This window comes from Microbacterium sp. Root53 (assembly GCF_001426925.1).
Lineage (GTDB): Bacteria > Actinomycetota > Actinomycetes > Actinomycetales > Microbacteriaceae > Microbacterium.
Genome location: NZ_LMFR01000022.1, coordinates 128,447 through 150,718, shown reverse-complemented (window position 1 = coordinate 150,718; position 22,272 = coordinate 128,447). Strand labels below are relative to the sequence as shown.

Below are 22,272 nucleotides of genomic sequence, written 5' to 3'. Positions count from 1 at the left end.
GGCTCAGGCGTTCGCCAGCTCGGCGGCCTTGTCGGCGCCCTCATCCATGCCGGAGGCGAGGGTGACGAGCGGGTGGTTCGCGGCGGCGAGGATGGCGCGGCCCTCCTCGACCTGGTTGCCGTCGAGGCGGACGACGAGCGGCTTGGTGGCGTGGTCGCCCAGGATCTCCAGGGCCTTGACGATGCCCTCCGCGACCGCGACGCACGACGTGATGCCGCCGAAGACGTTGACGAAGACGCTCTTGACCTGCTCGTCGCCGAGGATCACGTCGAGGCCGTTGGCCATGACCTGCGCGTTGGCGCCGCCGCCGATGTCGAGGAAGTTGGCGGGCTTCACGCCGCCGTGGTTCTCGCCGGCGTAGGCGACGACGTCGAGGGTCGACATGACCAGACCCGCGCCGTTGCCGATGATGCCGACCTGGCCGTCGAGCTTGACGTAGTTGAGGCCGTTGGCCTTGGCCTTCGCCTCGAGCGGGTCGGCCTCCTCCTTGTCCTCGAGCTCCTCGTGCTCGGGGTGGCGCACCTCGCTCGCGTTGTCGTCGAGCGTGACCTTGCCGTCGAGGGCGATGATGTCGCCGGCGCCCGACAGGATGAGCGGGTTCACCTCGACCAGGGTCGCGTCCTCGCCCTTGTAGACGTCGTAGAGCTTCACGAAGACGTCGGCGACCTTCTCGACGAGGTCCTCGTCGAAGTTCGCGGCCTTGGCGATCTCGATCGCCTTCTCCTTGTCGATGCCCGTGAGCGGGTTCACCTCGACGCGCGCGAGCGCCTCGGGCTTCTCGACCGCGAGCTGCTCGATCTCCATGCCGCCCTCGACGCTGCACAGCGACAGGTACGAGCGGTTGGCGCGGTCCAGCAGCACCGAGAAGTAGAACTCGCGGGCGATGTCCGCGCCCTGCGCGACCATGACGCGCTTGACGACGTGGCCCTTGATGTCGAGGCCGAGGATCGCCTTCGCCGCCTCGTACGCCTCGTCGGGGGTCTTGGCGACCTTCACGCCGCCGGCCTTGCCGCGTCCGCCGGTCTTGACCTGGGCCTTGACCACCACGACGCCGCCGATCTTCTCGGCCGCTGCCTTCACCTCCTCGGGGGTGTCGGCGACGATGCCGGCGAGCACCGGCACCTCGTACTTCTCAAAAAGGTCTCGAGCCTGGTACTCGTACAGGTCCACGTTGCAATCCTTCGGTGGGGCCACGGGAGGAGACTGGACGTCTCGACGTCGAGAGATCTCGACCGAGATCCCAGCCTACTACCGCGTTCCGGGCGCCCGAGCCCGAAGGGGCCCGGCCCATGCGGTCCCCGGATACGCCGAACGCGGCCCGGATCATCCGGAGCCGCGTTCGCGAAGTCTGTGCGGGCCGCTACTTCGAGGTCTTGCTGAAGTGCATCGGCAGCGCCATCGCCAGGCAGATCGCCAGGATGCCCGCCGTGAAGACGACACCCTGCCAGGCCTCGATGTTCAGCGCGACGCCGAACAGCGCCATGCCGCCGAGGAAGAGCAGCAGCGAGATGATGAACATTGAGGACCTCCGTGAAGGCGCTGTCGGGAACCGCGTCCAGTCTAGGGCAATCCGCACCCCGGATCCGGCGGCTCCGGATGGCGGAGACCTCCAAACGACGTGTGCCGCGCGGGCGCCCGTGCCTAGCCTGGCGGCATGGCATCGGAGCTCTTCCCGGGCGAGAAGGTCCTCGCCTACGACGTGACATCCCCTCTCGACACCGACTACTACGCCGTGTTCGCCGACGTCGGCGGACCCGACCGGGCGCAGTGGTCGCGGGCCCGCGAGGTCGGCGAGGCGCTCGCGCCCCGCATGGCCGAGGCGTGGGACCGCGCCGAGTACCCGCTCGAGGCGCTCACGGCGCTGGGCGAGGCCGACCTCTACGCCGACGGGGTCGATCACCCGGGCGTCACGCCCATGTCGCCGCTCGCGGCCGGCCTCGTGAACATGGAGCTCTCGCGCGTGGACGGGTCGCTCGGCACGATCCTCGCGGTGCAGGGCGGGCTGGCGCTGCGGACACTCGCGCTGTTCGGCAGCCCGGAGCAGCAGGAGCGCTGGATGGGCCCGCTCTCGCGCGGCGAGGTCCCCGGCGCGTTCGCGCTGACCGAGCCCGACCACGGCTCGGACTCCACGTCGCTCGAGACCACGGCCCGCTGGAGCGACGACGGATGGGTGATCCGCGGCGCGAAGAAGTGGATCGGCAACGGCGCCTCGGGCGGCGTGACGTTCGTGTGGGCCCGCATCGACCGGGCGGACGACCCGGATCACGGGCAGGTGCGCTGCTTCCTGGTGGAGCAGGACACCCCGGGGTACACGGGCACGGTGATCACGGGCAAGCTCTCGCTGCGGGGCATCCACCAGGCGCACATCGCGCTCGACGACGTGCGCGTGGGCGCCGACGCCCTGCTGCCGGGCGCGCACTCCTTCAAGGACGCCTCGACCGTGCTCTTCGCGACCCGCTCGGGCGTCGCCTGGTCGGCGCTCGGCCACGCGACCGCCTGCTACGAGGCGGCGCTGGCGTACGCGGGGCAGCGCGTGCAGTTCGGCCGTCCGCTCGCGCGGTTCCAGATGGTGCAGGAGCGGCTGACGCAGATGCTGTCGCAGCTCACGGCCATGCAGCTGTACTGCCGGCGCCTCGCCGAGCTCGAGGCGTCGGGCGCGCTGCGCCCCACCCAGGCGTCGCTCGCGAAGTACCACAACACCCGCACGGCGCGGGACATCGCGCGCACCGCGCGCGACCTGCTCGGCGGCAACGGCATCCTGCTCGAGAACCGCGTCATGCAGCACCTCGCCGACATCGAGGCGATCCACACGTACGAGGGCACGGAGAGCGTCCAGGCCCTCCTGATCGGCCGCGACATCACCGGCGTCGGGAGTTTCGTCTGACCATCGGTCGTTGAGCGGAGTCGAAACGCCCGAAGCGTGCGCTCGGGTCGAGCCCCCGCCGCGGCGGCAGCGCGTCTGAAAGACTGAGCACATGACGCGCGCCACCGTGGTGGGGAGCGGGCCGAACGGCCTGGCGGCCGCGGTCGCGCTGGCGCGCGCGGGGTACGACGTCACGGCGCTCGAGGCGGCGAAGACGTTCGGCGGCGGCGTCCGGACGGCGCAGCTGACGCTGCACGGCTTCCGCCACGACGTGTGCTCGGCCGTGCATCCGGCCGCGCTGACCTCGGAGTTCTTCCGGGCCTTCGGGCTCCACGAGCGGATCGGATGGGTCGTCCCCGACGCGTCGTACGCACAGCCGCTCGACGGCGGGCGCGCGGCCGTCGCGTGGCGCGACATCGACCGGACGGCCGCCGAGCTCGGCCCGGACGGCCGGGCCTGGCTCGCGATGCTCCGCCCGCTCGCGCGACACATCGAGGGGGTCCTGGACTTCACCGGCAACCAGCTGCTGCGCGTGCCCCGGGAGCCCGTCACGGCCATCCGGTTCGGCCTGCGCGCGCTCGAGGCGGGCACGCGGCTCGGTCACCGCACGTTCCGCACGGCGGAGGCCGACGCTCTGCTGAGCGGCGTGCTGGCGCACGCCAACACCCCGCTCCCGTCGCTCGCGAGCGCGGCCGCAGGGCTCATGCTCGCGGCGCTCGCGCACGCCCCCGGCGGCTGGGCCTATCCCATCGGCGGCGCGCAGGCGATCGCCGACGCGCTGGCGGCCGACCTCCACGCGCACGGAGGCCGCATCGAGACCGGGCACCGCGTCCGCGATCTCGCGACGCTCGACTGGGGCGATCCCGCCGCGGGCGACCTGCTGCTGCTCGACACGTCGCCGCGGCTCGCACTGACCCATCCGGATGTGCCCGAGCGCTACGCGCGCGCCGTCCGCGGCTACCGCTACGGCCACGCGGCCGCCAAGGTCGACTTCGCGCTCGAGGGGCCGGTGCCATGGGCGAACCCCGACGTGCATCGCTCCCCCACCGTGCACCTCGGCGGCACGCGCGCGGAGGTGGAGGCGAGCGAGAACGCCGTGGCGCGGGGCGAGGTGAGCGACCGCCCGTACGTGCTCGCGGTGCAGCCCTCGGTGCTCGATCCGTCGCGGGCACCCGCCGGCAAGGCGGTGCTGTGGGCCTACATGCACGTGCCGCACGGGTCGCGGCTCGACCCGACCGAGCACATCACGCGGCAGATCGAGCGGTTCGCGCCCGGCTTCCGCGACCGCATCCTCGCCACGCACGCGGTGCCGGCGTCGCGCCGCGAGGCCGAGAACCCGGCCGAGATCGGCGGCGACGTGCTGGGCGGCGACTTCACGCTGTGGCAGGCGGTGCGGCGCCCGGTCGTGTCGACTGCGCCGTGGCGCACGCCCATGAAGGGCGTCTACCTCGCGTCGTCGGCGACGCCCCCGGGCCCCGGCGTGAACGGGATGGCCGGCTGGCACGCGGCCCGCACCGCGCTCCGCGACGCGGGCGAGCCCGCCCGCCTGACCGACCTGTTCTGAGGCCCCGCGCCGGCGCCGCGCGCCCGGCGCCCCGCCCCGGCGCCGCGCGCCCCGCCCTCTATCCGCCGAGACTGGTCCCCGGCGACGAGACTGGTGTCGGCGAGACCAGTCTCGTCCCCCGGGACCAGTCGAAGCCGTGCGGCGGGTGGCCGGGGCGCTCACGGGGGCGGCAGGATGTCCCCATGAGCCACGACATCCCCGCGCCCATGCTCGCGAAGGCCGTGTCGGCCATCCCGGATCCGGCGAAGCACCCGGGCGGGCTGATCTTCGAGCCCAAGTGGGATGGGTTCCGCGTGCTGGTGTCGTGGGACGGCGAGAGCGTCGAGCTCGGCTCGCGCGGCGCGAAGCCGCTGACCCCGTACTTCCCCGAGCTGGTCGAGGCGCTGGCGCGCATCCTGCCCGGCCCGTGCCTGATCGACGGCGAGATCGTGATCGCGGTCGGCCCGGAGGGGTCGCAGCGGCTGTCGTGGGACACGCTCTCGCAGCGCATCCACCCCGCCGCGTCGCGCATCGCGAAGCTGTCGACCGAGACCCCGGCGATGCTGATCGCGTTCGACCTGCTGTCGGTCGGCGACGAGTCGCTCATGGACCTGCCCTTCCGCGAGCGCCGCGCGCGCCTCGAGGAGCTGCTGCAGGATGCGCCGCATCCGGTGCACCTGACGCGCACGACCGAGGACCCGGAGCTCGCGCAGCGCTGGCTCGAGCAGTTCGAGGGCGCCGGCCTGGACGGCGTGGTCGCCAAGCCCGCCGACCAGCCGTACGCGCCGAACAAGCGCACCATGCTCAAGGTCAAGCACGCCCGCACAGCCGACGTCGTGGCGGTCGGGTACCGCGTCCACAAGAGCGGGCGCGGGGTCGGATCGCTGCTGGTCGGGCTGCACGACGCGTCGGGGACGCTGCACAACGTGGGCGGCGTCTCGGCGTTCAGCGACAAGCGCCGCCGGGAGCTGATCGACGAGCTCGAGCCGCTCGTGGAGCGCGGCGAGTCCGGCGAGATCCTGCGGCGCGAGGGCGAGCGCAGCCGCTTCTCGGCGAGCAAGGACGTCTCGTTCGTGCCGCTGCGCCCGGAGCGCGTGCTCGAGGTGCGCTACGACCAGCTCGAGGGCGATCCCTCGCGCTTCGCCCGCTTCCGCCACACGGTGCAGTTCGAGCGCTGGCGCCCCGACCGCGACCCCGCCTCCTGCCGCTTCGACCAGCTCGAGGTCCCCGCGAAGTACGACCTCGCCGACGTGATCAGTTCTTTCTAGGGACGTCTCGCACGCTGCGGGGGTCGCTTCGCTCCACGCTCGCTTCGCTCGCACGACTCTCGATGCCCGAGGGCGCGGTCGTTGAGCGGAGCGAAGCGGAGTCGAAACGCGCTGATGCTCCCCAGCCGGCCGGGATGATCCGGCCACGTTTCGACTCCGGCGCTGGCGCGCCTCCGCTCAACGACCGGGGGTCGGGCTCAGTCGTCGTGGGGCAGGGGGTGCTTCGGGAGCTTCTTGACGCGCGGGCGGCGCTTCGGGCGCTCGGGGATCATCGAGCGCATCTCCTCGAGCTTGCCCCAGCAGAGCAGCCGGTCCTCGGACTCCAGGATGTACGAGCCCTTCGGGTTCGGGATCACCTGCGGGCCGCGGTGCAGCGTGAGCACCGTGATGTCGCGCTCGCGCAGGCCGGAGTCGGCGAGCTTCTTGCCGACCAGGTCGGCGTCGCCGTGCACGACGAGCTCGGCCACGCCGTAGCCGGTGGAGACCGACAGGCGCTCGCGCACGTCGATCTGCGGGAACGCGACCTGGTTGGCGATGTAGTCGACGATCGCGCCGGCCACGTCGAGCTTCGTCGCGGTCTCGATGCCCTCGAGGCCCGGCGAGGAGTTGACCTCCATCACGAGCGGGCCCTCGTCCGACTCGAGCATGTCGACGCCGGCGACCTTCAATCCCATGATCTGCGCGGCGCGGACGGCCGTGCGCTCGTACTCGGCGTCGAGCTCCACGCGCTCCACGGAGCCGCCGCGGTGCACGTTCGAGCGGAACTCGTCGCCCTTCGCCGACCGCCGCATCGCAGCGACGACCCGGTCGCCCACCACGAGGGCGCGGATGTCCCGGCCGCGCGACTCCTTCACGAACCGCTGGATCAGCACGTTCTGCCGCGCCGACTGCAGCGTCTCGACGATCGCCTCGGCCACCTTGATCTCGGGCGCGAGGATCACGCCGATCCCCTGCGTGCCCTCGAGCAGCTTGATCACGACGGGTGCGCCGCCGACGCGCTCGATCGCGGGGATCACGTCGGCGCGGTTGCGCACGAACGCGGTCGCGGGCATGGCGATGCCGTGCCGCGACATGATCTGGTTGGCGCGCAGCTTGTCGCGCGAGTTCGCGATGCCGTTGGCGGTGTTGGGCGTGTAGACGTCCATCTGCTCGAACTGCCGCACGACGGCCGTGCCGTAGTAGGTGATCGAGTTGCCGATGCGCGGGATGATCGCGTCGTACTCCGACAGACGGCGCCCCCGGTACTGCAGGTCCGGATCATCGCTGGACAGATCGATCGCGAACCGCAGGGTGTTCAGCACCTTGACCTCGTGGCCGCGATCGAGGGCCGCGGCCTTGAGGCGCTGGGTGCTGTAGGCGCGCGGAGCGCGCGACAAGATGGCGATCTTCACGTGGGGATCCTGTGGTTCCTGATTGGATGGGGGCGTGTCCACTCATCTTCCCCCGTCGGAGAGCGTGCCGACGCACGCCCTCGTCGGATGGCGCGAGTGGGTGGGTCTTCCCGGCGTCGGGATCGAGTGGCTCAAGGCCAAGGTCGACACCGGCGCGCAGACGTCGTCGCTGCACGCGTTCGGCATGAAGGAGTTCACGCGCGGCGGCGCCTCGTGGGTGCGCTTCGAGGTGCACCCCTGGCAGCGCAGCGCGGACGACGCCGTCAAGCTCGAGCTGCCCGTGCACGACCGGCGCCGCGTGCGCAGCTCGTCGGGCCACGCCGAGAAGCGGGTCGTCGTGCTGCTGGATGTGCGCCTGCACGACCAGGTCATCCCGACCGAGATCACGCTGACGCGCCGCGACGCCATGGGCTTCCGGATGCTCGTCGGCCGCGAGCTGCTCGCCAAGGGGTTCCTGGTCGACTCCGCCGCCTCGTACCTGGGCGGCAAGCCGCCGCGGGCCGTGCGCCGCGCGAACAAGCGGCCCCCGGGCGAGGAGCACCCGCACTGGCCGCACCGCCGCCGCAGCGACGGCTGACGCGGCACCGCCGGTCAGTCGCCGATCCGATTGCCCTCGGCGTCCCAGTTCTCGGCGACCTTCTTGCTGGGCTGCACGCGCGGCGGCTCCCCCGGCATCTTGGGGAACTCGGGCGGGAACGGCATCTCACCGAGCCCGTTCTCGAGGTCGCGCTCCCACCACTGGAGCAGCGTGTCGATGCGGCCGGGACTGTCCTGGATGCCCGCCCACGGATCGCCCTGCGCCAGCCGCTCCGGGATGGTGCGCACCGTGAACCGCTTCGGGTCGACGTCGTCGACCTCGTCCCAGTGGAGCGGCGTCGAGACCGGGGCGTGCGGCAGCGCGCGGGGGCTGTAGGCGCCCGCCATCGTGCGGTCGCGGTTGGCCTGGTTGAAGTCGACGAACACGCGCTCGCCGCGCTCCTCCTTCCACCAGGCCGTGGTGACGCGATCCGGCATCCGGCGCTCCAGCTCGCGGCCCGCCGCGATCACGGCGTGACGCACGTCGAGGAACTCCCACTCCGGCACGATCGGGCAGAACACGTGGAGCCCGCGGTTGCCGCTGGTCTTGATCCACGCCTCGAGGCCCGCCTCGCGCAGCACCTCGCGCAGCGCGTGCGCGGCCGGGATGGCCTCCTTCACGCCCGTGCCGGGCTGCGGGTCGAGGTCGATGCGCAGCTCGACCGGGTTGTCGGTCACCGGCACGCGCGACGCCCAGGGGTGGAACACGACCGTGTTCATCTGCACGGCCCACACGATCGCGGCGGGCTCCGTGAGGACGATCTGCGGATGCCGCCGCCCGCTGTTGTAGGTGACGGTCTCGGCCTCGACGAACGACGGCGTGCCCTTGGGCGGGTTCTTGGAGAAGAACATCTCGCCCCCGACGGCGTCGGGGTAGCGCTCGAGCGACACGGGCCGATGGCCGTTGTGCGCGAGGAACGCCTCGCTCACCGTCACCGCGTAGTCGGCGAGCTCGCGCTTGGTGATGCCGAGCTCGGGCCACAGCACGCGGTTCGGGCTCGAGAGCCCCACCTCGCGGTCGCCGTCGGGTCCGGGGATGGTCAGCGTGATGCGTTCGGACGCCATGCCGTCACCCTACGCAGAGGAGCGCCCCGCGCGGTACGGGGTTGACCTCGGCCCCTGACAACACGTGCTGTGAGCGGCGACACGTCGTCCGCGCGCTCAGATCGCGTGTCCCCGGTGACGACACGTGTTGTGAGGCCGGGGGCGGTGGCTCAGTCGCCGTCGGCGTCGGATGCCGGGGCGTCGGGCGCGGACGCCGGCTCGGCCGTCTGCGCCGACTCCCTGGCCTGCTCGGCGCCGGCCTTGCGCTCCGCGTCGGCGCGATCGGCCTCGGCGGCGAGCGCGATGACGGGCGCGAGCTCCTCGCGCGTGAGCGTCATGAGCGGGCCCGCGGGATCGATGATGATGCCGCCCACGGAGTCGTGGTCGCGCAGGATCTGCCCGATCTTCGCGACCGAGAGCGGCAGGGCGCGCTCCTCGCGGCCCTGCGCGGCGACCTCGAGCGGGTGCGAGTACACCTGCAGCAGCCGCGTGCCGTCGGCGAGGCGCGCTTCGGCGATCCCGAGCTTGCCCTCGTCCTGCGGTGCCTTGCCGATCGCGACCCACAGCGGCACGCCCTCGGCGAGCAGCGTCGCGATGCGGTGCGGGGTGTCGGCCTCGCGCGGCGCGGCGATCGCGGCCTTCAGGCGCATGGCCGGGTCGGCCTGCTCGAGCGCCCGCACGAGCACCTCGCGCGGCAGCACGGCTCGCGCCGGCGCCGAGTTGTTGTCGACGATGATGCCCGCGAAGTCCTGCTCGACCAGGTGCTTCAGGATGGCGCCGACCGGCTGGCCGACCGCCGACGTGGAGGCGTCGCCGTCGGCCCGCACCGCGTCGTGCAGCGCCTTGCCCGAGCTGAACACGAGCATGTAGGTGCGGTCGCCGTCGTGCGCGATGCCGAACGACAGGCGCCCGTCGCCCTGCTGCAGCTGCTCGCGCGCATTGCCCTGCACGCGCAGGAACAGGTGGCCGTGCATCATCTGCCGCACGACGCCGATCAGCTGCGCGCCCGTCGGGTTCGCGGGCAGCGCCGCGAGCGCGTCGCGCAGCAGCGCGTTGTCGCGCAGGCCGGGGACCGTCTCGAGCTTCTCGGGCGGCGCGGCCGGCGCCAGCGGCAGCTCGCGCGGCGCGGGGGCGGCAGGCTTGGCCGTGCCGGGCTTCAGGGTGTCGTTCGGGGTCGGGATGCTCGGGTCGCGGCGCGGCTGGTCGGCGGGCGGCGGCGCGACCTCGGGCCCGGCGGGCCCGCCCAGTCCGCGGAACGACGACATCGAGATGCCGACCTGCGGCGCCGCGTCGGCGGCAGGCGCCTCGGACGCCTCTGCCGCGGGTGCGTCAGCCGGGGCCTCCGGAGCCGGGGCCTGCGATTCGACCGCGCTGTCCTCGGCGGAAGCCTCGGCGGCCGTCTGGTCGTCGCTCTTCTTCTTCCTGGAGAACAGTCCCATGCGCTCAGCCTACGTGCCGCCCGCGGCCGCCTCAGGGGGTTGCGCTCCCCGTGCCGATGCGCAACGTCGCGCGGCCGCGCTGGGTAGCGTGGCAGGATGCCCGCCTTCCCGTCGACGATCGCGCGCCCCGTCTCGCACGAGCTGGAGATCAGGAAGTCACGGTTCCTGACCCACGCGGCGCCAGTGGGATCCGTCGCGGACGCTGAGGCCGTGATCGCGGACATCCGGAAGCGGCACTGGGATGCCCGCCACAACTGCACCGCGATGATCACCGGGCTGCGCGGCGAGCAGGCGCGGTCGAACGACGACGGCGAGCCGTCGTGCACGGCGGGCGTGCCGATGCTCGAGGTGCTGCGGCAGCGGCGGCTGACCGACCTCGTCGTGGTGGTGACCCGGTACTTCGGCGGCATCAAGCTCGGCGCGGGCGGGCTCGTGCGCGCGTACTCGTCCGCGGTGTCCGAGTGCCTGGACGCCGCGCAGCTCGTCGAGCGCCGCGAGCTCACCGAGGCGCTGCTCACGGTGGATCACGCCGACGCCGGCCGCCTGGACAACCTGCTGCGCGACTGGGCGGCCGGCCACGGCGGCACCCTGGGCGACACCGACTACGCGGGGCAGGTGACCCTGCGCGTCTGGCTCCCGGCCGACGCGCTGCCCGACCTGGCCGATGCGGCCGCCGCGTGGACGGCCGGCGCCCTCACGCCCGAGCGAGGGGCGACCCGGATCGTCGACGTCCCCGCGTAGCGCGCGCATCGACGCCGCTTCGCGGCATTGATCCGCACCACGTCAAAGCTTGGTGATCGGGGCGATCTTGATGAGCAGCTTCTTCGCCCCCGCGGAGTCGAATCGCACGTGCGCGATCCGCTTCGCGCCCTCGCCCGTGACGGCGTCGACGCGGCCCTCGCCGAAGTCGTCGTGCCGGATGCGGTCGCCCGGCGCGAGCTCGAGGTCGCCGTTGTCGCGCACCTTGTTGGTGACCATGCCGGGGAACTTGTCCATCGCGGTCGACTTCGGCTTGAGGCCCGAGCCCGGCCCGAGAGGCTTGACTCCCCATCGGTCCGACCCGCCGGGCCGCCGCGCGTTCAGCGCGCGCGACTGCGTGCCGCCGCGCGAGTTGACGTCGCCGGGCGACTGGCGCCAGTCGATCAGGTCGACCGGGATCTCCTGCAGGAACCGGCTGGGCATCGCGACCGACACCTCGCCGAACTGCGCGCGCGTCATGGCGAGCGACAGGTACAGGCGCTTGCGGGCGCGCGTGATGCCGACGTAGAACAGCCGACGCTCCTCCTGCGGGCCGCCCGGCTCGTTCGCCGAGATGCGGTGCGGGATGAGGTCCTCCTCGACGCCCGTGAGGAACACGGTGTCGAACTCGAGGCCCTTCGCGGTGTGCAGCGTCATGAGCGACACCGATCCCGACTCGTCGTCGAGGTCGTCGCTGTCGGCGACCAGCGCGACCTCGGTGAGGAAGTCGAGCACGGTGCCCTCGGGGTTGTTCCGCGCGAACTCGCGCGTCACGGCGACGAGCTCGTCGAGGTTCTCGACGCGGGCCTCGTCCTGCGGGTCGCGGCTCGCGCGCAGCGCATCCAGATACCCGGTCTTGTTCAGCAGCACCTGCAGGCCCTCGGCGACCGAGATCGGCTCGGGCTGCTCGCCCGACGAGGGCAGCAGGATCTCCTGCGCCTCGACCAGCACGTTGTGCAGCTGCGCGATCGCGCCCTGGATCTTCGGCCCGAACCCGAGGTCTGCGTAGTGCCCGAGCGCGTCGCGGAACGTGATGCCGTGCCGCTCCGCGAACGACGAGATGGTCTCGACCGTCACGTCTCCGATGCCGCGCCGCGGCTTGTTGATGATGCGGCGCAGCGCCATCTCGTCGGCCGGGTTGGCGACCGCCACGAGGTACGCGAGCGCGTCCTTGATCTCCTGGCGCTCGTAGAACTTCGTGCCGCCCATGATCTTGTACGGCACGGCCGAGCGGATGAAGATCTCCTCCAGTGCCCGGGACTGCGAGTTGGTGCGGTAGAACACCGCCATCTGGCCGTAGTCGACGCCCTTGCGGCGCAGCGCCTCGATCTCGTCGGCCACGAACTGCGCCTCGTCGTGCTGCGAGTAGCCGGTGAAGCCGACGACCTTCTCGCCGTCGCCCTGGTCGCTCCAGAGGCGCTTGTCCTTGCGGTCGAAGTTGTTCCGGATGACCGAGTTCGCCGCCGTCAGGATGTTCTGCGTCGAGCGGTAGTTCTGCTCGAGCAGCACGACCTTGGCGCCCGGGAAGTCGCGCTCGAACTCGCTGATGTTGCGGATGTCCGCCCCGCGGAACGCGTAGATCGACTGATCCGAGTCGCCGACCACCGTGAGCGAGGCGCCCTCGGCCTCGTCCATGAGCGCGAGCATGCCGCCGCCGACATCCGTCTGCGACGAGACGGGCCGCGTCAGCTCGTGGATGAGCGCGTACTGCGCGTGGTTGGTGTCCTGGTACTCGTCGACCAGGATGTGCCGGAACCGCTTGCGGTAGACGTCGGCCACCTGCGGGAACGCGCGGAACAGGTACACGGTCTGCGCGATCAGGTCGTCGAAGTCGAACGCGTTCGCCCGCTGCAGCTGCCGCTGGTAGTCCGCGAACAGCTCCACGAACATCCGCTCGACGGGGTCGCTCATGTTCGCGTCGCGCGCGTACGACTCGGCGTCGGCCAGCTCGTTCTTGAGCTTGGAGATCTTCGACTGCACCGCGGCCGGCGTGAGGCCGAGCGCGTCGGCCTCGTGCTCCTTGACGAGCCGCTTGATGAGCGCGCGGGAGTCGCCCGAGTCGTAGATCGTGAACGCCTTGGTGAAGCCGAACTGGTCCGCCTCGCGGCGCAGGATGCGCACGCAGGCCGAGTGGAACGTCGAGATCCACATGCCGCGCGCGCTGTCGCCGACCAGCTGCTCGACGCGCTCGCGCATCTCGCCGGCGGCCTTGTTGGTGAACGTGATCGCGAGGATCTGGCTCGGCCACGCCTCGCGGCTGCGCAGCAGCGACGCGATGCGGTGGGTCAGCACGCGGGTCTTGCCGGATCCGGCGCCCGCCACGATCAGGAGGGCGGGGCCGCGGTACTCGACCGCCTCGCGCTGCTGCGGGTTGAGGCCGTCGAGCAGCTCGTCGGCGCTGGATCGGGGGCCCTGGGGACCGGATCCGCCGCTGACGATGATGGGGGTGGAGGCGTCGGTCATGGCCCTTCGAGTCTAGGCGGCGCGGCCGACACCGAGCGGGGCCCGCCCACAGGGCGCGACCCGTTACGCAAGCGATACCGGAGCATGCGAAGCACGGCGCTCCCCCGGCGCAATACCTGGTGAACGGCCGCGCCGGGGCCCCGCACCGCAAGGGAACGCCATGAACCGCACACGCGCCGGTCTCGCGACCGCGTTCGCCCTCGTCCTGCTGCTGCCGGCGTGCGCGACGCCCGTCGGCGCCGGAGCCGCGCCATCCGGATCGCCGTCCGCGACCCCGGAGCCGACCGCCACGGAGCCGACCCCGGAGCCGACCCCGGACGCGCCCGCGGCCGAACCGACGTCCGCGCCCGAGCCGCCGCAGACCGAGGAGCCCGCGGCCGACGACCCGGATGACCCCGCCACCTGGCGGATCACCACGAGCCGCATCGGCCCGATCGCGCTCGGCGACGACATCGACGACGTCGCGGCGCTGCTCGGGGTCGAGACCTACACCGCCGCGGAGTACATGGAGGGCTGCTCCGGGATCACCGCCTACCGCGTGGGCGACTTCGTGCTGTCGGCGGCCGGCACGGACGGCACCGCGCAGACGATCGGCCTCCAGCTCACCGAGGGACGGGACGCCCCGGCCTCCGGCCCGCGGACCGCGGACGGCATCCGGCTCGGCACGGCGAACGCCGAGGTGGCGGCGATCCGCGGCCCGTACACCCACCCCTCGTTCGGCGGGGGCGGCGGCGTCACCTGGGAGCAGCGCGACGCGGACGGCGCGTCGCTCGCGATCAGCTGGGCCTACGCCTCGGGCGACGAGGTGCCCGACGGCCGGATCGACCTCTTCCTGACGCACCGGCAGCCGGAGGGCGGCTTCCCGCCCTGCATCGACTGACCCGGCACCTACTCGCGGAAGAAGGCCATCCCGAGGTCCGGGTGGTCCACGAACACGCCGTCGACGCCGGAGCGGCGGATGACGTCCCACTCGGCCTCGTAGTCGCCGTACGCCGCCTTGCCGCCCTTCGTGCGGAACTCCGGGGTGAGGAACGCGTTCTCCGGGCGCGCGGTCCACGTGTACACCTGCAGGCCGCGCTCGTGCGCGTCGGCGACCACCGGCGAAGGGCCCGTCGCGCGGCCCAGGCGATCCGGGGCGAGGATCATCCGCTTATCGACGCTGATGCCGTCGACCCTGCCGACCAGCTGGTCCAGGCCCCGCGGCCGCGCGGTCGCCGCGTACGTGGGGGCCGCGTCGCCGCGCGCCGCGATCAGGTCGAACGGCCTGCCCTTCGCCTCGAGCAGGTAGATGTAGGTCGCCGGCACGCCGCGCTCCCGCAGCCGATGCAGCACGGTCGACTCGAACGCCTCGATCGTGAGCGGCAGCTCGCCGGTCGCCCATCCCGTGGCGCGCAGGTCGGCCTCGATCAGCGGCACCAGGTCGAGGCCGACGGAGGAGAAGTACGTCGCGTGCTTGATCTCCAGCACCACGCCGATCTCGCGCCCCTGCGCGAGCGACGTCTCCCGCACGAGATCCAGCACGTCGGTCAGCCGCAGGACGGGCTGCGCGTCGTCGAACGTCGCGCTGCGCGGACGGATCTGCGGGATCCGCTCGCGCGTCGTCAGGGTCGACAGCTCCTCCCACGTGAAGTCCTCCGTGAACCAGCCCGTGAGCTTCACGCCGTCGACCGTCTTGGTGGTGCGGCGGTCGGCGAACTCCGGGCGGTCGGCCACGTTCGTGGTGCCCGAGATCTCGTTCTCGTGCCGGACGACCAGGACGCCGTCGCGCGTCGCGACGATGTCGGGCTCGACCGCGTCCACCCCGAGCTCGAGGGCGAGGTCGTACGACGAGCGCGAGTGCTCCGGGCGGTACCCGGGGGCGCCGCGGTGGCCGATCACGAGCGGACGGGGACGAGGCATGAGCCCAGCGTATTCACGGGCCCGAGGCCCTCCCTGAGCGCCCGGCTCCCGTTCGCCGGGGGCGTAGAGATCACAGCTCAGCCATAGCGTGTCGTGGGTACTGTGGAACCACAGCCTTCACACCGCTGTCCCGCAACCATTTGGAGCTGACCATCATGGCCAAGTTCGGATTCACGGACCCCGCGTTCCACACTGACACGCGCCCGCCGCAGGCGCCGTCGTACGCCGCGCAGACCTACCCCGGCGGCCCTCTCGCGGGCCAGACCGGACTCGTGCCGCCGCCCGCCGAGCGCCTCGAGGGCATGTACGCGGCCCCGGCCGCGAGCTCGGTCGACACCGGCCGCATGACGGTCGAGGACACCATCCACAAGACGCTCGCGTCGTTCGGCGTGCTGCTCGTCACGGGCGTCGTCGGCTGGTTCGCCACCGCCTTCAACCCCGGCATGGGCATGGGCCTCGCGCTCGTCGGCCTGCTCGGCGGCCTCGCGCTCGGCCTCGTCAACGCGTTCAAGCGCATGCCCGGCGCCGCGCTGGTGCTCGGCTACGCCGCGTTCGAGGGCCTCTTCATCGGCGCGTTCTCGCTGCTCATGGAGATCATGTTCCCCGGCGTCGTGATGCAGGCCACGCTCGCGACCGTCGCGGTCGTCGGCGTCACGCTGGCGCTGTTCGCCAACGGCAAGGTGCGCACCTCGCCCCGCATGACCAAGATCTTCATGGTCGCGATGCTCGGCTACCTGGCCTTCAGCCTGCTGAACCTGGGCTTCATGGTCTTCGGCGGCCCGTTCAGCGACCTCGCCTGGGGCATGCGCTCCGTCGAGATCATGGGCATCCCGCTCGGCGTCATCATCGGCGCCCTGGCCGTCCTGATGGGCGCGTACTCGCTCGTCATGGACTTCGAGTTCGTGCAGACCGGCGCCCGCAACGGCGCGCCGCGCAAGCTCGGCTGGAAGGCCTCGTTCGGCATCGTCTCGACCGTCGTCTGGATCTACGTCGAGATCCTGCGCATCCTCGCGATCCTGCGCGGCAACGAGTAACGCACCGCTTCACGACAGAAGGGCCGTCCCGGATGGGGCGGCCCTTCCTCGTGCCGCGGGGGCGCGCCCAGGGCGTGGGACCGTGGGTGCCCTCGCGGCCGCCGCGCGGGTGCTGAGGCGCTACTGCAGCGGCCCGCCCTCGGCGATCACGCGGTCGATGAGCGTGCGGACGACGCGGGTGTCCTGGCGCAGGCCGTCGTGCTCATACTCGTTGGTCACCCACAGGTAGGTGTTCGGCATCGCCGCCGCGGCGTCCTCGGCATAGCCGAAGTCGACGTACATGTCGTCGTAGTACATGGCCGCCGCGAGCGGCACCTCGTTTCGGCGCAGCCGGTCCGGGTCGTAGAGGCGCGGATGGTCCTCCCGCTCGGCGAGCGCGTGAGCGGCGTCGCGGAACGGCCGCAGCGACGCGATCTCGTCGTACTGCCACGGGAAGAACATCTCCCCCGTGAACGGCACGGGCGCGCCGGCCGCCTCGAATCCGCCGAGCTCGGCGCGCACGCGCTCGGCGGCCCACGCCGTGGCCCCGGGGCCGTCGGCGTAGATCTCCTCCTGCAGCAGCGCGTAGAGCGGCGCGCCCCAGTACTGCGTGTGCGCGTCGACCTCGGCGAGGAAGCTCTCGCTCAGCCGCCCCCGCGCGGTGAACGCCTCGTCGAGCATCCAGTGCACGCGGTCGTAGCCGGGCTGCATCCCGAACTCGATGCCCAGCGTCTGCAGGCGCCGAGCCGTGAGCCGGTCGCCGCTGGGCAGGCGCACGTCCGAGCCCTCGACGACGTCGACGATGCGCGCGACCGTGTCGGCGTCCTGCGGATAGCGCCGGTAGAACTCGGCGGTCTTGGCCGCCACGCGGGGCAGCGTGCGCCGGTAGACGTCGGTCGCGTCGGGCTCGAACGAGGTCAGGCCGCCCGTGACGTACGCGGCCGACAGCGCCTCCGGGTGCAGCGACAGGTACGTGAGCGTGAGGAACCCGCCGTAGCTCTGCCCGAGTGTCTCCCAGCGCACGCCGCCGTAGATCTCGCGGCGGATGTGCTCGAGGTCGCCGACGATCTGCTCGGCGCGGAACTTCATGAGGAGCTCCGCGCCCTCCTCCGGCGTCAGCCCCGCGACCGACGAGGTCTCGATCCGCGTGGAGCGGCCCGTGCCGCGCTGGTCGAGCAGCAGCACGCGGTGCGTGTGCAGCACCTCGTCGATCCAGTCGCCGCCGGGCATGGGCCGGGGGCCCTTGCCGCCCGGCCCGCCCTGCAGGAACACCAGCACGGGCGCGTCCACGCGCTCGACGTCCGCCACCTCCCGCGCGAAGACCTCGATGGTCCGGCCGTCGTCCGGCGCGGACCAGTCGAGCGGCACGGTCACGGTGTGGTCCCGGATGATCCGGTCGCGCATCCGATAGGAGGTGGTCGTCATGCGACCATCCTGCCCCGCCGCCGCCGGGTGACGTCACTCGCGGCGCGCCAGCACCCGGTCGACGAGCCCGTACTCCACCGCCGCCGCGGCCGTGAACACGCGGTCCCGGTCGGTGTCGTGCCGCAGCTGCTCGCGCGTGCGTCCCGTGTGCGCGGCGAGGATCTCCTCCATGTCGCCCCGCACGCGCACGAGCTCGTCGGCGTGCAGGATCAGGTCCGGGATGGCTCCCCGGCTCTGCGCGCCGGGCTGGTGCAGCACGACGCGCGCGTGCGGCAGGATCGCCCGGCGCCCCGCGGCCCCGGCGGCCAGCAGCACGGCGCCCGCGCCGACCGCCTGGCCGACGCACGTCGTCGCGACGTCCGGCCGGATGTACCGCATCGTGTCGTGGATCGCGAGCATGGCCGAGGGATCGCCGCCCTCGCAGTTGAGATAGAGCTGGATCTCGCGGTCGGGGGCGTCGGCCTCCAGGTGGAGCAGCTGCGCGATGAGCGCGTTCGCGACGCCGGCGTCGATCGCCGTGCCGAGGTACACCACGCGCTCCGACAGCAGGTGCGAGTACACGTCGAGGATGCGCTCGCCGCGCGGGTCCCGCGCGATCACGTTGGGGATGGGGTAGGTGGACATCACGCGGCCTCCGTCCGCACGTCGGCGCCGATCCCGATGCGGGACCGCGGGCGCGGCATGATCTCGTCGAAGCGCTCCACGATCGCGTCGATGAACCCGTACTCCAGGGCCTCGCCGGCCGTGTACCAGTGGTCGTGGAGCGAGTCCTCGAACACGCGCTCGAGCGGCTGGCCCGTGTCCGCGGCCGTGATCCCGAGCACCGTGTCGCGCATGTGCCGCAGGTCCTCGGCCTGGAGCTCCACGTCGACCGCGGTGCCGCCGATGCCGGCCGAGCCCTGGTGCAGCAGGATGCGCGCGTGCGGCAGCGCGCGGCGCTTTCCCGGAGTGCCGGCGGTGAGCAGGAACTGGCCCGCGCTGGCCGCCATGCCGATCGCGAGGGTCGACACGTCGCACGGCACCAGCCGCATGATGTCGCGGATCGCGAGCATCGACGCGACGGACCCGCCTGGCGAGTGGATCCAGAGCGCGATGTCGGAGACCGGATCCTCCGCGGCGAGCGCGAGCAGCTGCGTCGCCAGCAGGGTGCCGTTGTCGTCGTCGAGCGGCCCTTCGAGCATCAGCACGCGGCGGTGCGCGAGCTCGCGGCGGGCCTCGGAGGTGAACTGCGGGATCTTCGGTTCGTCAGCCATGCGCCCAGCGTGCGCCGCGGCGGGCCGCCGCGGGGCCGGATCCGCCGTGGGCCGATCAGCCGTGGGCAGAGGCGCCGCTCAGGCGGCGAGCGCCAGCGCCCCGGCCGACAGCGCGACGCCGTGGACCGCGCGATCCGGGGCTGCGGCGCGCAGGTCCTCGGCGATGCCGGCCGTCAGGTCGAGCAGCGTGCCGCCCAGCGCCCCCAGCACGGCCGCGACCATCTCGCTCGAGGGCTCCTTGCGGCCCCGCTCGATCTCGGAGAGGTACTGCACCGAGATGCCCGCCCGGCGCGCGACCTCGGCGAGGGTCTCACCCCGCTCGCGTCGCATGCGCCGCAGCCGGTCGCCGGCCAGGTGGCGCCACAGCGGATCCGGCTCCGCGGGCGCGACGGTCGGGGACTTCCGCAGGGGCAGCAGCTCGGCCATGGCCTCACGGTAGGCGCGGGCGCGGACGCGCGCATCCCGTTCCGCCGACAGCAGAACGGGATGCGCGCGGTGCGGCGTCAGTCGCCCTCGGTGAGCTGCACGCGGCCGGCGGAGACCTCGACCGTGACCTCGTGCGGCGCGGAGGCGGCGACGTCCAGGCCGTTGTCGAACGAGCCGGCCGACACGTCCGAGCGCACGTCGTACTCGTCGTCGGGCAGCTCGAGCTCGAGGGATCCGGCGCTGACGTCGATCGCGACCGCGTCCGGTGCGTCGCCCGTCAGGTTGCCGAACAGGCGCCCGGCCGACACCGTGAAGGTGGCCTCGGTCACGCCCTCGAGGTCGATCTGGGTCTGCCCCGCGCTCACGCCGGCGTGCAGCGTCTCGGCCGAGCCGGTCACGTGCATCGCGCCGCCGCCGAGCTCGAGCGCCAGGCGACCGAACTCGCCGTCGGCCCGCAGCTCGCCGGCCGACAGCGCGAGGTCGGCGTCGAGCCCGCTGTCGCGCAGGCTCTCGGGCAGCGTCAGCACGGCGGTCTCGCCGTCGTCGCCCCAGCCACCCCACGTCCAGTCGGGGCCCCAGCCGAACATCCGGTCCGGGCTGCGCAGCACGAGCCGGTCGCCCTCGCGCTCGAGCCGCCAGTCCCCGCGCCGCGCGTCGGTGACCTCGAGCACGGCCTCGTCGACGTCGCCGAACTCGATCGTGACGAGCGAGGCGGCCGCCTCCACGTCGAGCGACCTGACGCCGCTCGCGTCCGCGGTCCACGTGCCGCTCTGGCGCAGGGCGTCGCGGACCGTGCCCACCACGGCGCCCGTCACGGTGCCGAGCAGGATGAGCGCGCCCAGGACGATCGCGAGGATCGACACCACCCGGCCGGCGCCGCCGGGGCTCGTCCCGGACGGGGGCGGCGGCGTGGGGGCCTCGGGGGCCGCGGGAGGGGTGAGCATGTCGTTCATCGTGCCGATCCTGTCTGCGGCGATCCGCCGCTCCGTTCGATGTGGGCCAGCGCCGCGAGGACGCGACGGTTGCCGGATTCGTCGGGCTCGAGGCCCAGCTTCTGGAAGATCGAGGTGATGTGCTTCTCGATGCTCCCCTCGGAGAGGAAGAGCAGCGACGCGATGGCCTGGTTGGACTTGCCCTCGGCGATCAAGGCGAGCACCTGGCGCTCGCGCTCCGTGAGGTGCGCCATCCGGTCGTCCTGCCGCCTCCGCGTGAGCAGCTGCGCGACCACCTCGGGGTCGAGCACCGTGGCGCCCTGGCCGATGCGATCGACCGACTCGAGGAACTCGGACACGTCGGCCACGCGGTCCTTGAGCAGGTAGCCGAGCGCGCCTCCCGGGCTCGTGATGAGCTCGCTGGCGTAGCGCTCCTCGACGTACTGCGACAGGACGAGCACGGGGAGGTGCGGGCGGCGGGAGCGCAGCTCGAGCGCGGCGCGGATGCCCTCGTCGGTGAACGTCGGCGGGAGCCGCACGTCGAGGATGCACAGCTCGGGGTCGTACTCGTCGACCGCCTCGGTGAGGCCGGCGGTGTCGGCGAGCGAGGCGACGACCGTGTGGCCGCCGTCCTCGAGCAGGCGCACGAGGCCCTCGCGCAGCAGGACGGAGTCCTCGCAGATCAGGATGCGCACGGGACGCTCACCTCCAGAGCCGTCGGCCCGCCCTGCGGGCTGTCGAGGCGGAACGTGCCGCCGGCGGCGAGCACGCGGTTCGAGATGCCGTCGAGGCCGCCGCCGGGCAGGATGCGGGCGCCGCCCAGGCCGTCGTCCTCGACGCGGGCCCACAGCGTGCCGTCCTCGCGTCGGCGCACCGTGACGCGGCATCCGCCGGCGCGCGAGTGCTTGGCCGCGTTCGTGAGCGACTCGGCGATCGCGAAGTACACGGCTGCCTCGGCGTCGCGGCTGCAGCGCCCGTCGATGCGCACGTCGAGGTGCACGGGGATGTGCGAGCGGCCGGCGAGCGCGGACAGCGCCGCGTCGAGCCCCCGGTCGTCGAGCACGGATGCGTGGATGCCGCGCGCCAGCTGCCGCAGCTCGGTGATGGCGGCCTTCGTGGAGGTGTGCGCCTCCTCGATGAGGGCCCGCGCGGCGTCCGGGTCGCTGGCGATCTTCTGCTGGGCCAGGCCCAGGGTCATCCCGACCGAGACGAGCCGGGGCTGGACGCCGTCGTGGAGATCGCGCTCGATGCGCGTGCGCTCCACCTCGGATGCGCGCATGGCGCCGGCGCGCTGCGCGTCGGACACCCGGGCCTGCTCGGCCAGCTGCGCCTCGCGGGCCGGGACGATGATGACCCGCGCCAGCACGCCGTGCAGGAGCGCGAGCCCCACGACCGCCGCCGCGGCGGCGAGGAAGCCGAGGATGCCGACGAGCGGCGCCCACGCGGTGGGGATGTCGAGGTCGAGCAGGTCGAACACGGCCAGGCTCGCGACGCCCTCGGTCGCGTACAGCGGCGAGAAGGCGAGCGCGACGCTGGATGCGAGCAGCGCCGCCACGGGGAGGAGCAGCATGCCGAGGATGGTGGCGACGGCCGCGTTCGCGAGCGCGCGCCACATGGCCGGGTCGGTGAACTGCGCCCACACCATCCGCAGGAACCCGCCGAAGCCGGGGCGCGGCGCCCGGCGAGGGCGCAGCGGGGGCAGGCCGGCGCCGTACAGCCCGTCGATGCGGGCGGTCTCGAGCGCCGCGACGGCGAACAGGCCGTAGACGAAGGCGAGGAGGAAGACGAGGCCGATGCCGAGCACGGGCAGCAGGCCCAGCCCGAGGCCGAACAGCGTGGCGAGGATCGTGGCGGCGATCGGACCGACGACGCCGAGCGCCGCGAGGTGGGCCGCGGCCCCGGCGAGCCGCGCCGGCGACGCGTGCGCGGGCAGCCGGCGGGCGGGAGCGGAGGTGGGCTGTGAGGTCATGCCTCCAAGCTAGGCCGGAGGCGTTCGCCG

21 protein-coding genes are annotated in these 22,272 nt (G+C 72.8%); 7 read left to right on the top strand and 14 right to left on the bottom strand.

Going from position 1 to position 22,272, the window contains the following annotated elements:
- Nucleotides 1-3: 3 nt before the first annotated feature.
- Both sucC and ASD19_RS14425 read right to left on the bottom strand, forming a co-directional pair.
- The gene (gene sucC, locus ASD19_RS10725; RefSeq protein ID WP_055992393.1) at nucleotides 4-1,170 is read right to left on the bottom strand and encodes an ADP-forming succinate--CoA ligase subunit beta; all 1,167 of its coding nucleotides are present in this window, start codon (nucleotides 1,168-1,170) and stop codon (nucleotides 4-6) included.
- A 190-nt stretch (nucleotides 1,171-1,360) separates the two neighbouring features.
- Entirely contained in the window at nucleotides 1,361-1,519 is a 159-nt protein-coding gene (locus ASD19_RS14425; protein WP_156377179.1) for a hypothetical protein, read from the bottom strand.
- A gap of 135 nt (nucleotides 1,520-1,654) precedes the next feature.
- Between ASD19_RS14425 and ASD19_RS10720 the strand changes: the two genes are divergently transcribed.
- From ASD19_RS10720 to ASD19_RS10710, 3 genes are all read left to right on the top strand, one after another.
- A complete protein-coding gene (locus tag ASD19_RS10720; RefSeq protein WP_055992390.1) occupies nucleotides 1,655-2,884 on the top strand; it encodes an acyl-CoA dehydrogenase family protein in 1,230 nt (409 codons plus the stop codon).
- A 91-nt stretch (nucleotides 2,885-2,975) separates the two neighbouring features.
- Entirely contained in the window at nucleotides 2,976-4,427 is a 1,452-nt protein-coding gene (locus ASD19_RS10715; protein ID WP_055992387.1) for a phytoene desaturase family protein, read from the top strand.
- A 182-nt stretch (nucleotides 4,428-4,609) separates the two neighbouring features.
- Nucleotides 4,610-5,674 (top strand): ATP-dependent DNA ligase, encoded by a 1,065-nt coding sequence (locus ASD19_RS10710; protein ID WP_055992384.1) that lies wholly within the window; start codon nucleotides 4,610-4,612, stop codon nucleotides 5,672-5,674.
- 197 nt (nucleotides 5,675-5,871) lie between these two features.
- On the opposite strand, the gene ASD19_RS10705 is transcribed toward ASD19_RS10710, so the two are convergent.
- On the bottom strand, nucleotides 5,872-7,065 hold the full coding sequence (locus tag ASD19_RS10705; RefSeq protein WP_055992381.1) for a RimK family alpha-L-glutamate ligase: 1,194 nt from the start codon (nucleotides 7,063-7,065) through the stop codon (nucleotides 5,872-5,874).
- 34 nt (nucleotides 7,066-7,099) lie between these two features.
- On the opposite strand from ASD19_RS10705, the gene ASD19_RS10700 reads away from it, so the two are divergent.
- Nucleotides 7,100-7,642, top strand: a complete 543-nt coding sequence (locus ASD19_RS10700) for an ATP-dependent zinc protease family protein (RefSeq protein WP_055992378.1) — start codon at nucleotides 7,100-7,102, stop codon at nucleotides 7,640-7,642.
- 14 nt (nucleotides 7,643-7,656) lie between these two features.
- On the opposite strand, the gene ligD is transcribed toward ASD19_RS10700, so the two are convergent.
- Nucleotides 7,657-8,706 (bottom strand): non-homologous end-joining DNA ligase, encoded by a 1,050-nt coding sequence (gene ligD, locus ASD19_RS10695; protein WP_055992375.1) that lies wholly within the window; start codon nucleotides 8,704-8,706, stop codon nucleotides 7,657-7,659.
- 149 nt (nucleotides 8,707-8,855) lie between these two features.
- A complete protein-coding gene (locus tag ASD19_RS10690; protein WP_055992372.1) occupies nucleotides 8,856-10,124 on the bottom strand; it encodes an SseB family protein in 1,269 nt (422 codons plus the stop codon).
- Between the two features lie 96 nt (nucleotides 10,125-10,220).
- On the opposite strand from ASD19_RS10690, the gene ASD19_RS10685 reads away from it, so the two are divergent.
- Nucleotides 10,221-10,865, top strand: coding sequence for a YigZ family protein (locus ASD19_RS10685; RefSeq protein ID WP_055992369.1), 645 nt, complete (start codon nucleotides 10,221-10,223; stop codon nucleotides 10,863-10,865).
- A 42-nt stretch (nucleotides 10,866-10,907) separates the two neighbouring features.
- Here ASD19_RS10685 and ASD19_RS10680 read toward each other — a convergent pair whose 3' ends face one another.
- Nucleotides 10,908-13,325, bottom strand: coding sequence for an ATP-dependent helicase (locus ASD19_RS10680; RefSeq protein ID WP_055992366.1), 2,418 nt, complete (start codon nucleotides 13,323-13,325; stop codon nucleotides 10,908-10,910).
- Nucleotides 13,326-13,485: 160 nt separating this feature from the next.
- Here ASD19_RS10680 and ASD19_RS10675 point away from each other — a divergent pair, with 160 nt between their 5' ends.
- Entirely contained in the window at nucleotides 13,486-14,205 is a 720-nt protein-coding gene (locus ASD19_RS10675; RefSeq protein WP_055992363.1) for a hypothetical protein, read from the top strand.
- 8 nt (nucleotides 14,206-14,213) lie between these two features.
- Here the strand turns inward: ASD19_RS10675 and ASD19_RS10670 are convergent, their stop codons facing one another.
- A complete protein-coding gene (locus tag ASD19_RS10670; protein ID WP_055992360.1) occupies nucleotides 14,214-15,224 on the bottom strand; it encodes a glycerophosphodiester phosphodiesterase family protein in 1,011 nt (336 codons plus the stop codon).
- Nucleotides 15,225-15,379: 155 nt separating this feature from the next.
- Here ASD19_RS10670 and ASD19_RS10665 point away from each other — a divergent pair, with 155 nt between their 5' ends.
- Entirely contained in the window at nucleotides 15,380-16,258 is an 879-nt protein-coding gene (locus ASD19_RS10665) for a Bax inhibitor-1/YccA family protein (RefSeq protein ID WP_055992357.1), read from the top strand.
- A 120-nt stretch (nucleotides 16,259-16,378) separates the two neighbouring features.
- Here ASD19_RS10665 and ASD19_RS10660 read toward each other — a convergent pair whose 3' ends face one another.
- The 7 genes from ASD19_RS10660 to ASD19_RS10630 all read right to left on the bottom strand — a co-directional run bounded on the left by ASD19_RS10660 (nucleotide 16,379) and on the right by ASD19_RS10630 (nucleotide 22,242).
- Nucleotides 16,379-17,662 carry an alpha/beta fold hydrolase gene (locus tag ASD19_RS10660; protein WP_055992354.1) on the bottom strand — a complete coding sequence of 428 codons (1,284 nt, stop codon included), beginning with the start codon at nucleotides 17,660-17,662 and terminating at the stop codon, nucleotides 16,379-16,381.
- Between the two features lie 33 nt (nucleotides 17,663-17,695).
- A complete protein-coding gene (locus ASD19_RS10655; protein WP_055992351.1) occupies nucleotides 17,696-18,286 on the bottom strand; it encodes a ClpP family protease in 591 nt (196 codons plus the stop codon).
- The gene (locus ASD19_RS10650; protein WP_055992348.1) at nucleotides 18,286-18,915 is read right to left on the bottom strand and encodes a ClpP family protease; all 630 of its coding nucleotides are present in this window, start codon (nucleotides 18,913-18,915) and stop codon (nucleotides 18,286-18,288) included. The genes ASD19_RS10655 and ASD19_RS10650 overlap by 1 nt, the downstream gene beginning before the upstream one ends.
- Nucleotides 18,916-18,993: 78 nt before the next feature.
- Nucleotides 18,994-19,341: a helix-turn-helix domain-containing protein gene (locus tag ASD19_RS10645; protein WP_055992345.1), complete on the bottom strand. Its 348-nt coding sequence runs from the start codon at nucleotides 19,339-19,341 to the stop codon at nucleotides 18,994-18,996.
- Between the two features lie 77 nt (nucleotides 19,342-19,418).
- On the bottom strand, nucleotides 19,419-20,294 hold the full coding sequence (locus tag ASD19_RS10640) for a hypothetical protein (protein ID WP_055992342.1): 876 nt from the start codon (nucleotides 20,292-20,294) through the stop codon (nucleotides 19,419-19,421).
- On the bottom strand, nucleotides 20,291-20,968 hold the full coding sequence (locus tag ASD19_RS10635) for a response regulator (RefSeq protein WP_055992339.1): 678 nt from the start codon (nucleotides 20,966-20,968) through the stop codon (nucleotides 20,291-20,293). The genes ASD19_RS10640 and ASD19_RS10635 overlap by 4 nt, the downstream gene beginning before the upstream one ends.
- A complete protein-coding gene (locus ASD19_RS10630; protein WP_055992336.1) occupies nucleotides 20,956-22,242 on the bottom strand; it encodes a sensor histidine kinase in 1,287 nt (428 codons plus the stop codon). The genes ASD19_RS10635 and ASD19_RS10630 overlap by 13 nt, the downstream gene beginning before the upstream one ends.
- Between the last annotated feature and the right edge of the window lie 30 nt (nucleotides 22,243-22,272).

Bases quoted from the DNA above. Each gene is read 5' to 3' on its own strand.
- ASD19_RS10655 (WP_055992351.1), bottom strand. From the start codon at position 18,286: ATGTCCACCTACCCCATCCCCAACGTGATCGCGCGGGACCCGCGCGGC.
- ASD19_RS10650 (WP_055992348.1), bottom strand. From the start codon at position 18,915: ATGGCTGACGAACCGAAGATCCCGCAGTTCACCTCCGAGGCCCGCCGC.
- ASD19_RS10675 (WP_055992363.1), top strand. From the start codon at position 13,486: ATGAACCGCACACGCGCCGGTCTCGCGACCGCGTTCGCCCTCGTCCTG.
- ASD19_RS10670 (WP_055992360.1), bottom strand. From the start codon at position 15,224: ATGCCTCGTCCCCGTCCGCTCGTGATCGGCCACCGCGGCGCCCCCGGG.
- ASD19_RS10680 (WP_055992366.1), bottom strand. From the start codon at position 13,325: ATGACCGACGCCTCCACCCCCATCATCGTCAGCGGCGGATCCGGTCCC.
- ASD19_RS10630 (WP_055992336.1), bottom strand. From the start codon at position 22,242: ATGACCTCACAGCCCACCTCCGCTCCCGCCCGCCGGCTGCCCGCGCAC.
- ASD19_RS10640 (WP_055992342.1), bottom strand. From the start codon at position 20,294: ATGAACGACATGCTCACCCCTCCCGCGGCCCCCGAGGCCCCCACGCCG.
- ASD19_RS10715 (WP_055992387.1), top strand. From the start codon at position 2,976: ATGACGCGCGCCACCGTGGTGGGGAGCGGGCCGAACGGCCTGGCGGCC.
- ASD19_RS10720 (WP_055992390.1), top strand. From the start codon at position 1,655: ATGGCATCGGAGCTCTTCCCGGGCGAGAAGGTCCTCGCCTACGACGTG.
- ASD19_RS10690 (WP_055992372.1), bottom strand. From the start codon at position 10,124: ATGGGACTGTTCTCCAGGAAGAAGAAGAGCGACGACCAGACGGCCGCC.
- ASD19_RS10645 (WP_055992345.1), bottom strand. From the start codon at position 19,341: ATGGCCGAGCTGCTGCCCCTGCGGAAGTCCCCGACCGTCGCGCCCGCG.
- ASD19_RS10710 (WP_055992384.1), top strand. From the start codon at position 4,610: ATGAGCCACGACATCCCCGCGCCCATGCTCGCGAAGGCCGTGTCGGCC.
- ASD19_RS10665 (WP_055992357.1), top strand. From the start codon at position 15,380: ATGGCCAAGTTCGGATTCACGGACCCCGCGTTCCACACTGACACGCGC.
- ASD19_RS10660 (WP_055992354.1), bottom strand. From the start codon at position 17,662: ATGACGACCACCTCCTATCGGATGCGCGACCGGATCATCCGGGACCAC.
- ASD19_RS10685 (WP_055992369.1), top strand. From the start codon at position 10,221: ATGCCCGCCTTCCCGTCGACGATCGCGCGCCCCGTCTCGCACGAGCTG.
- ASD19_RS14425 (WP_156377179.1), bottom strand. From the start codon at position 1,519: ATGTTCATCATCTCGCTGCTGCTCTTCCTCGGCGGCATGGCGCTGTTC.
- ligD (WP_055992375.1), bottom strand. From the start codon at position 8,706: ATGGCGTCCGAACGCATCACGCTGACCATCCCCGGACCCGACGGCGAC.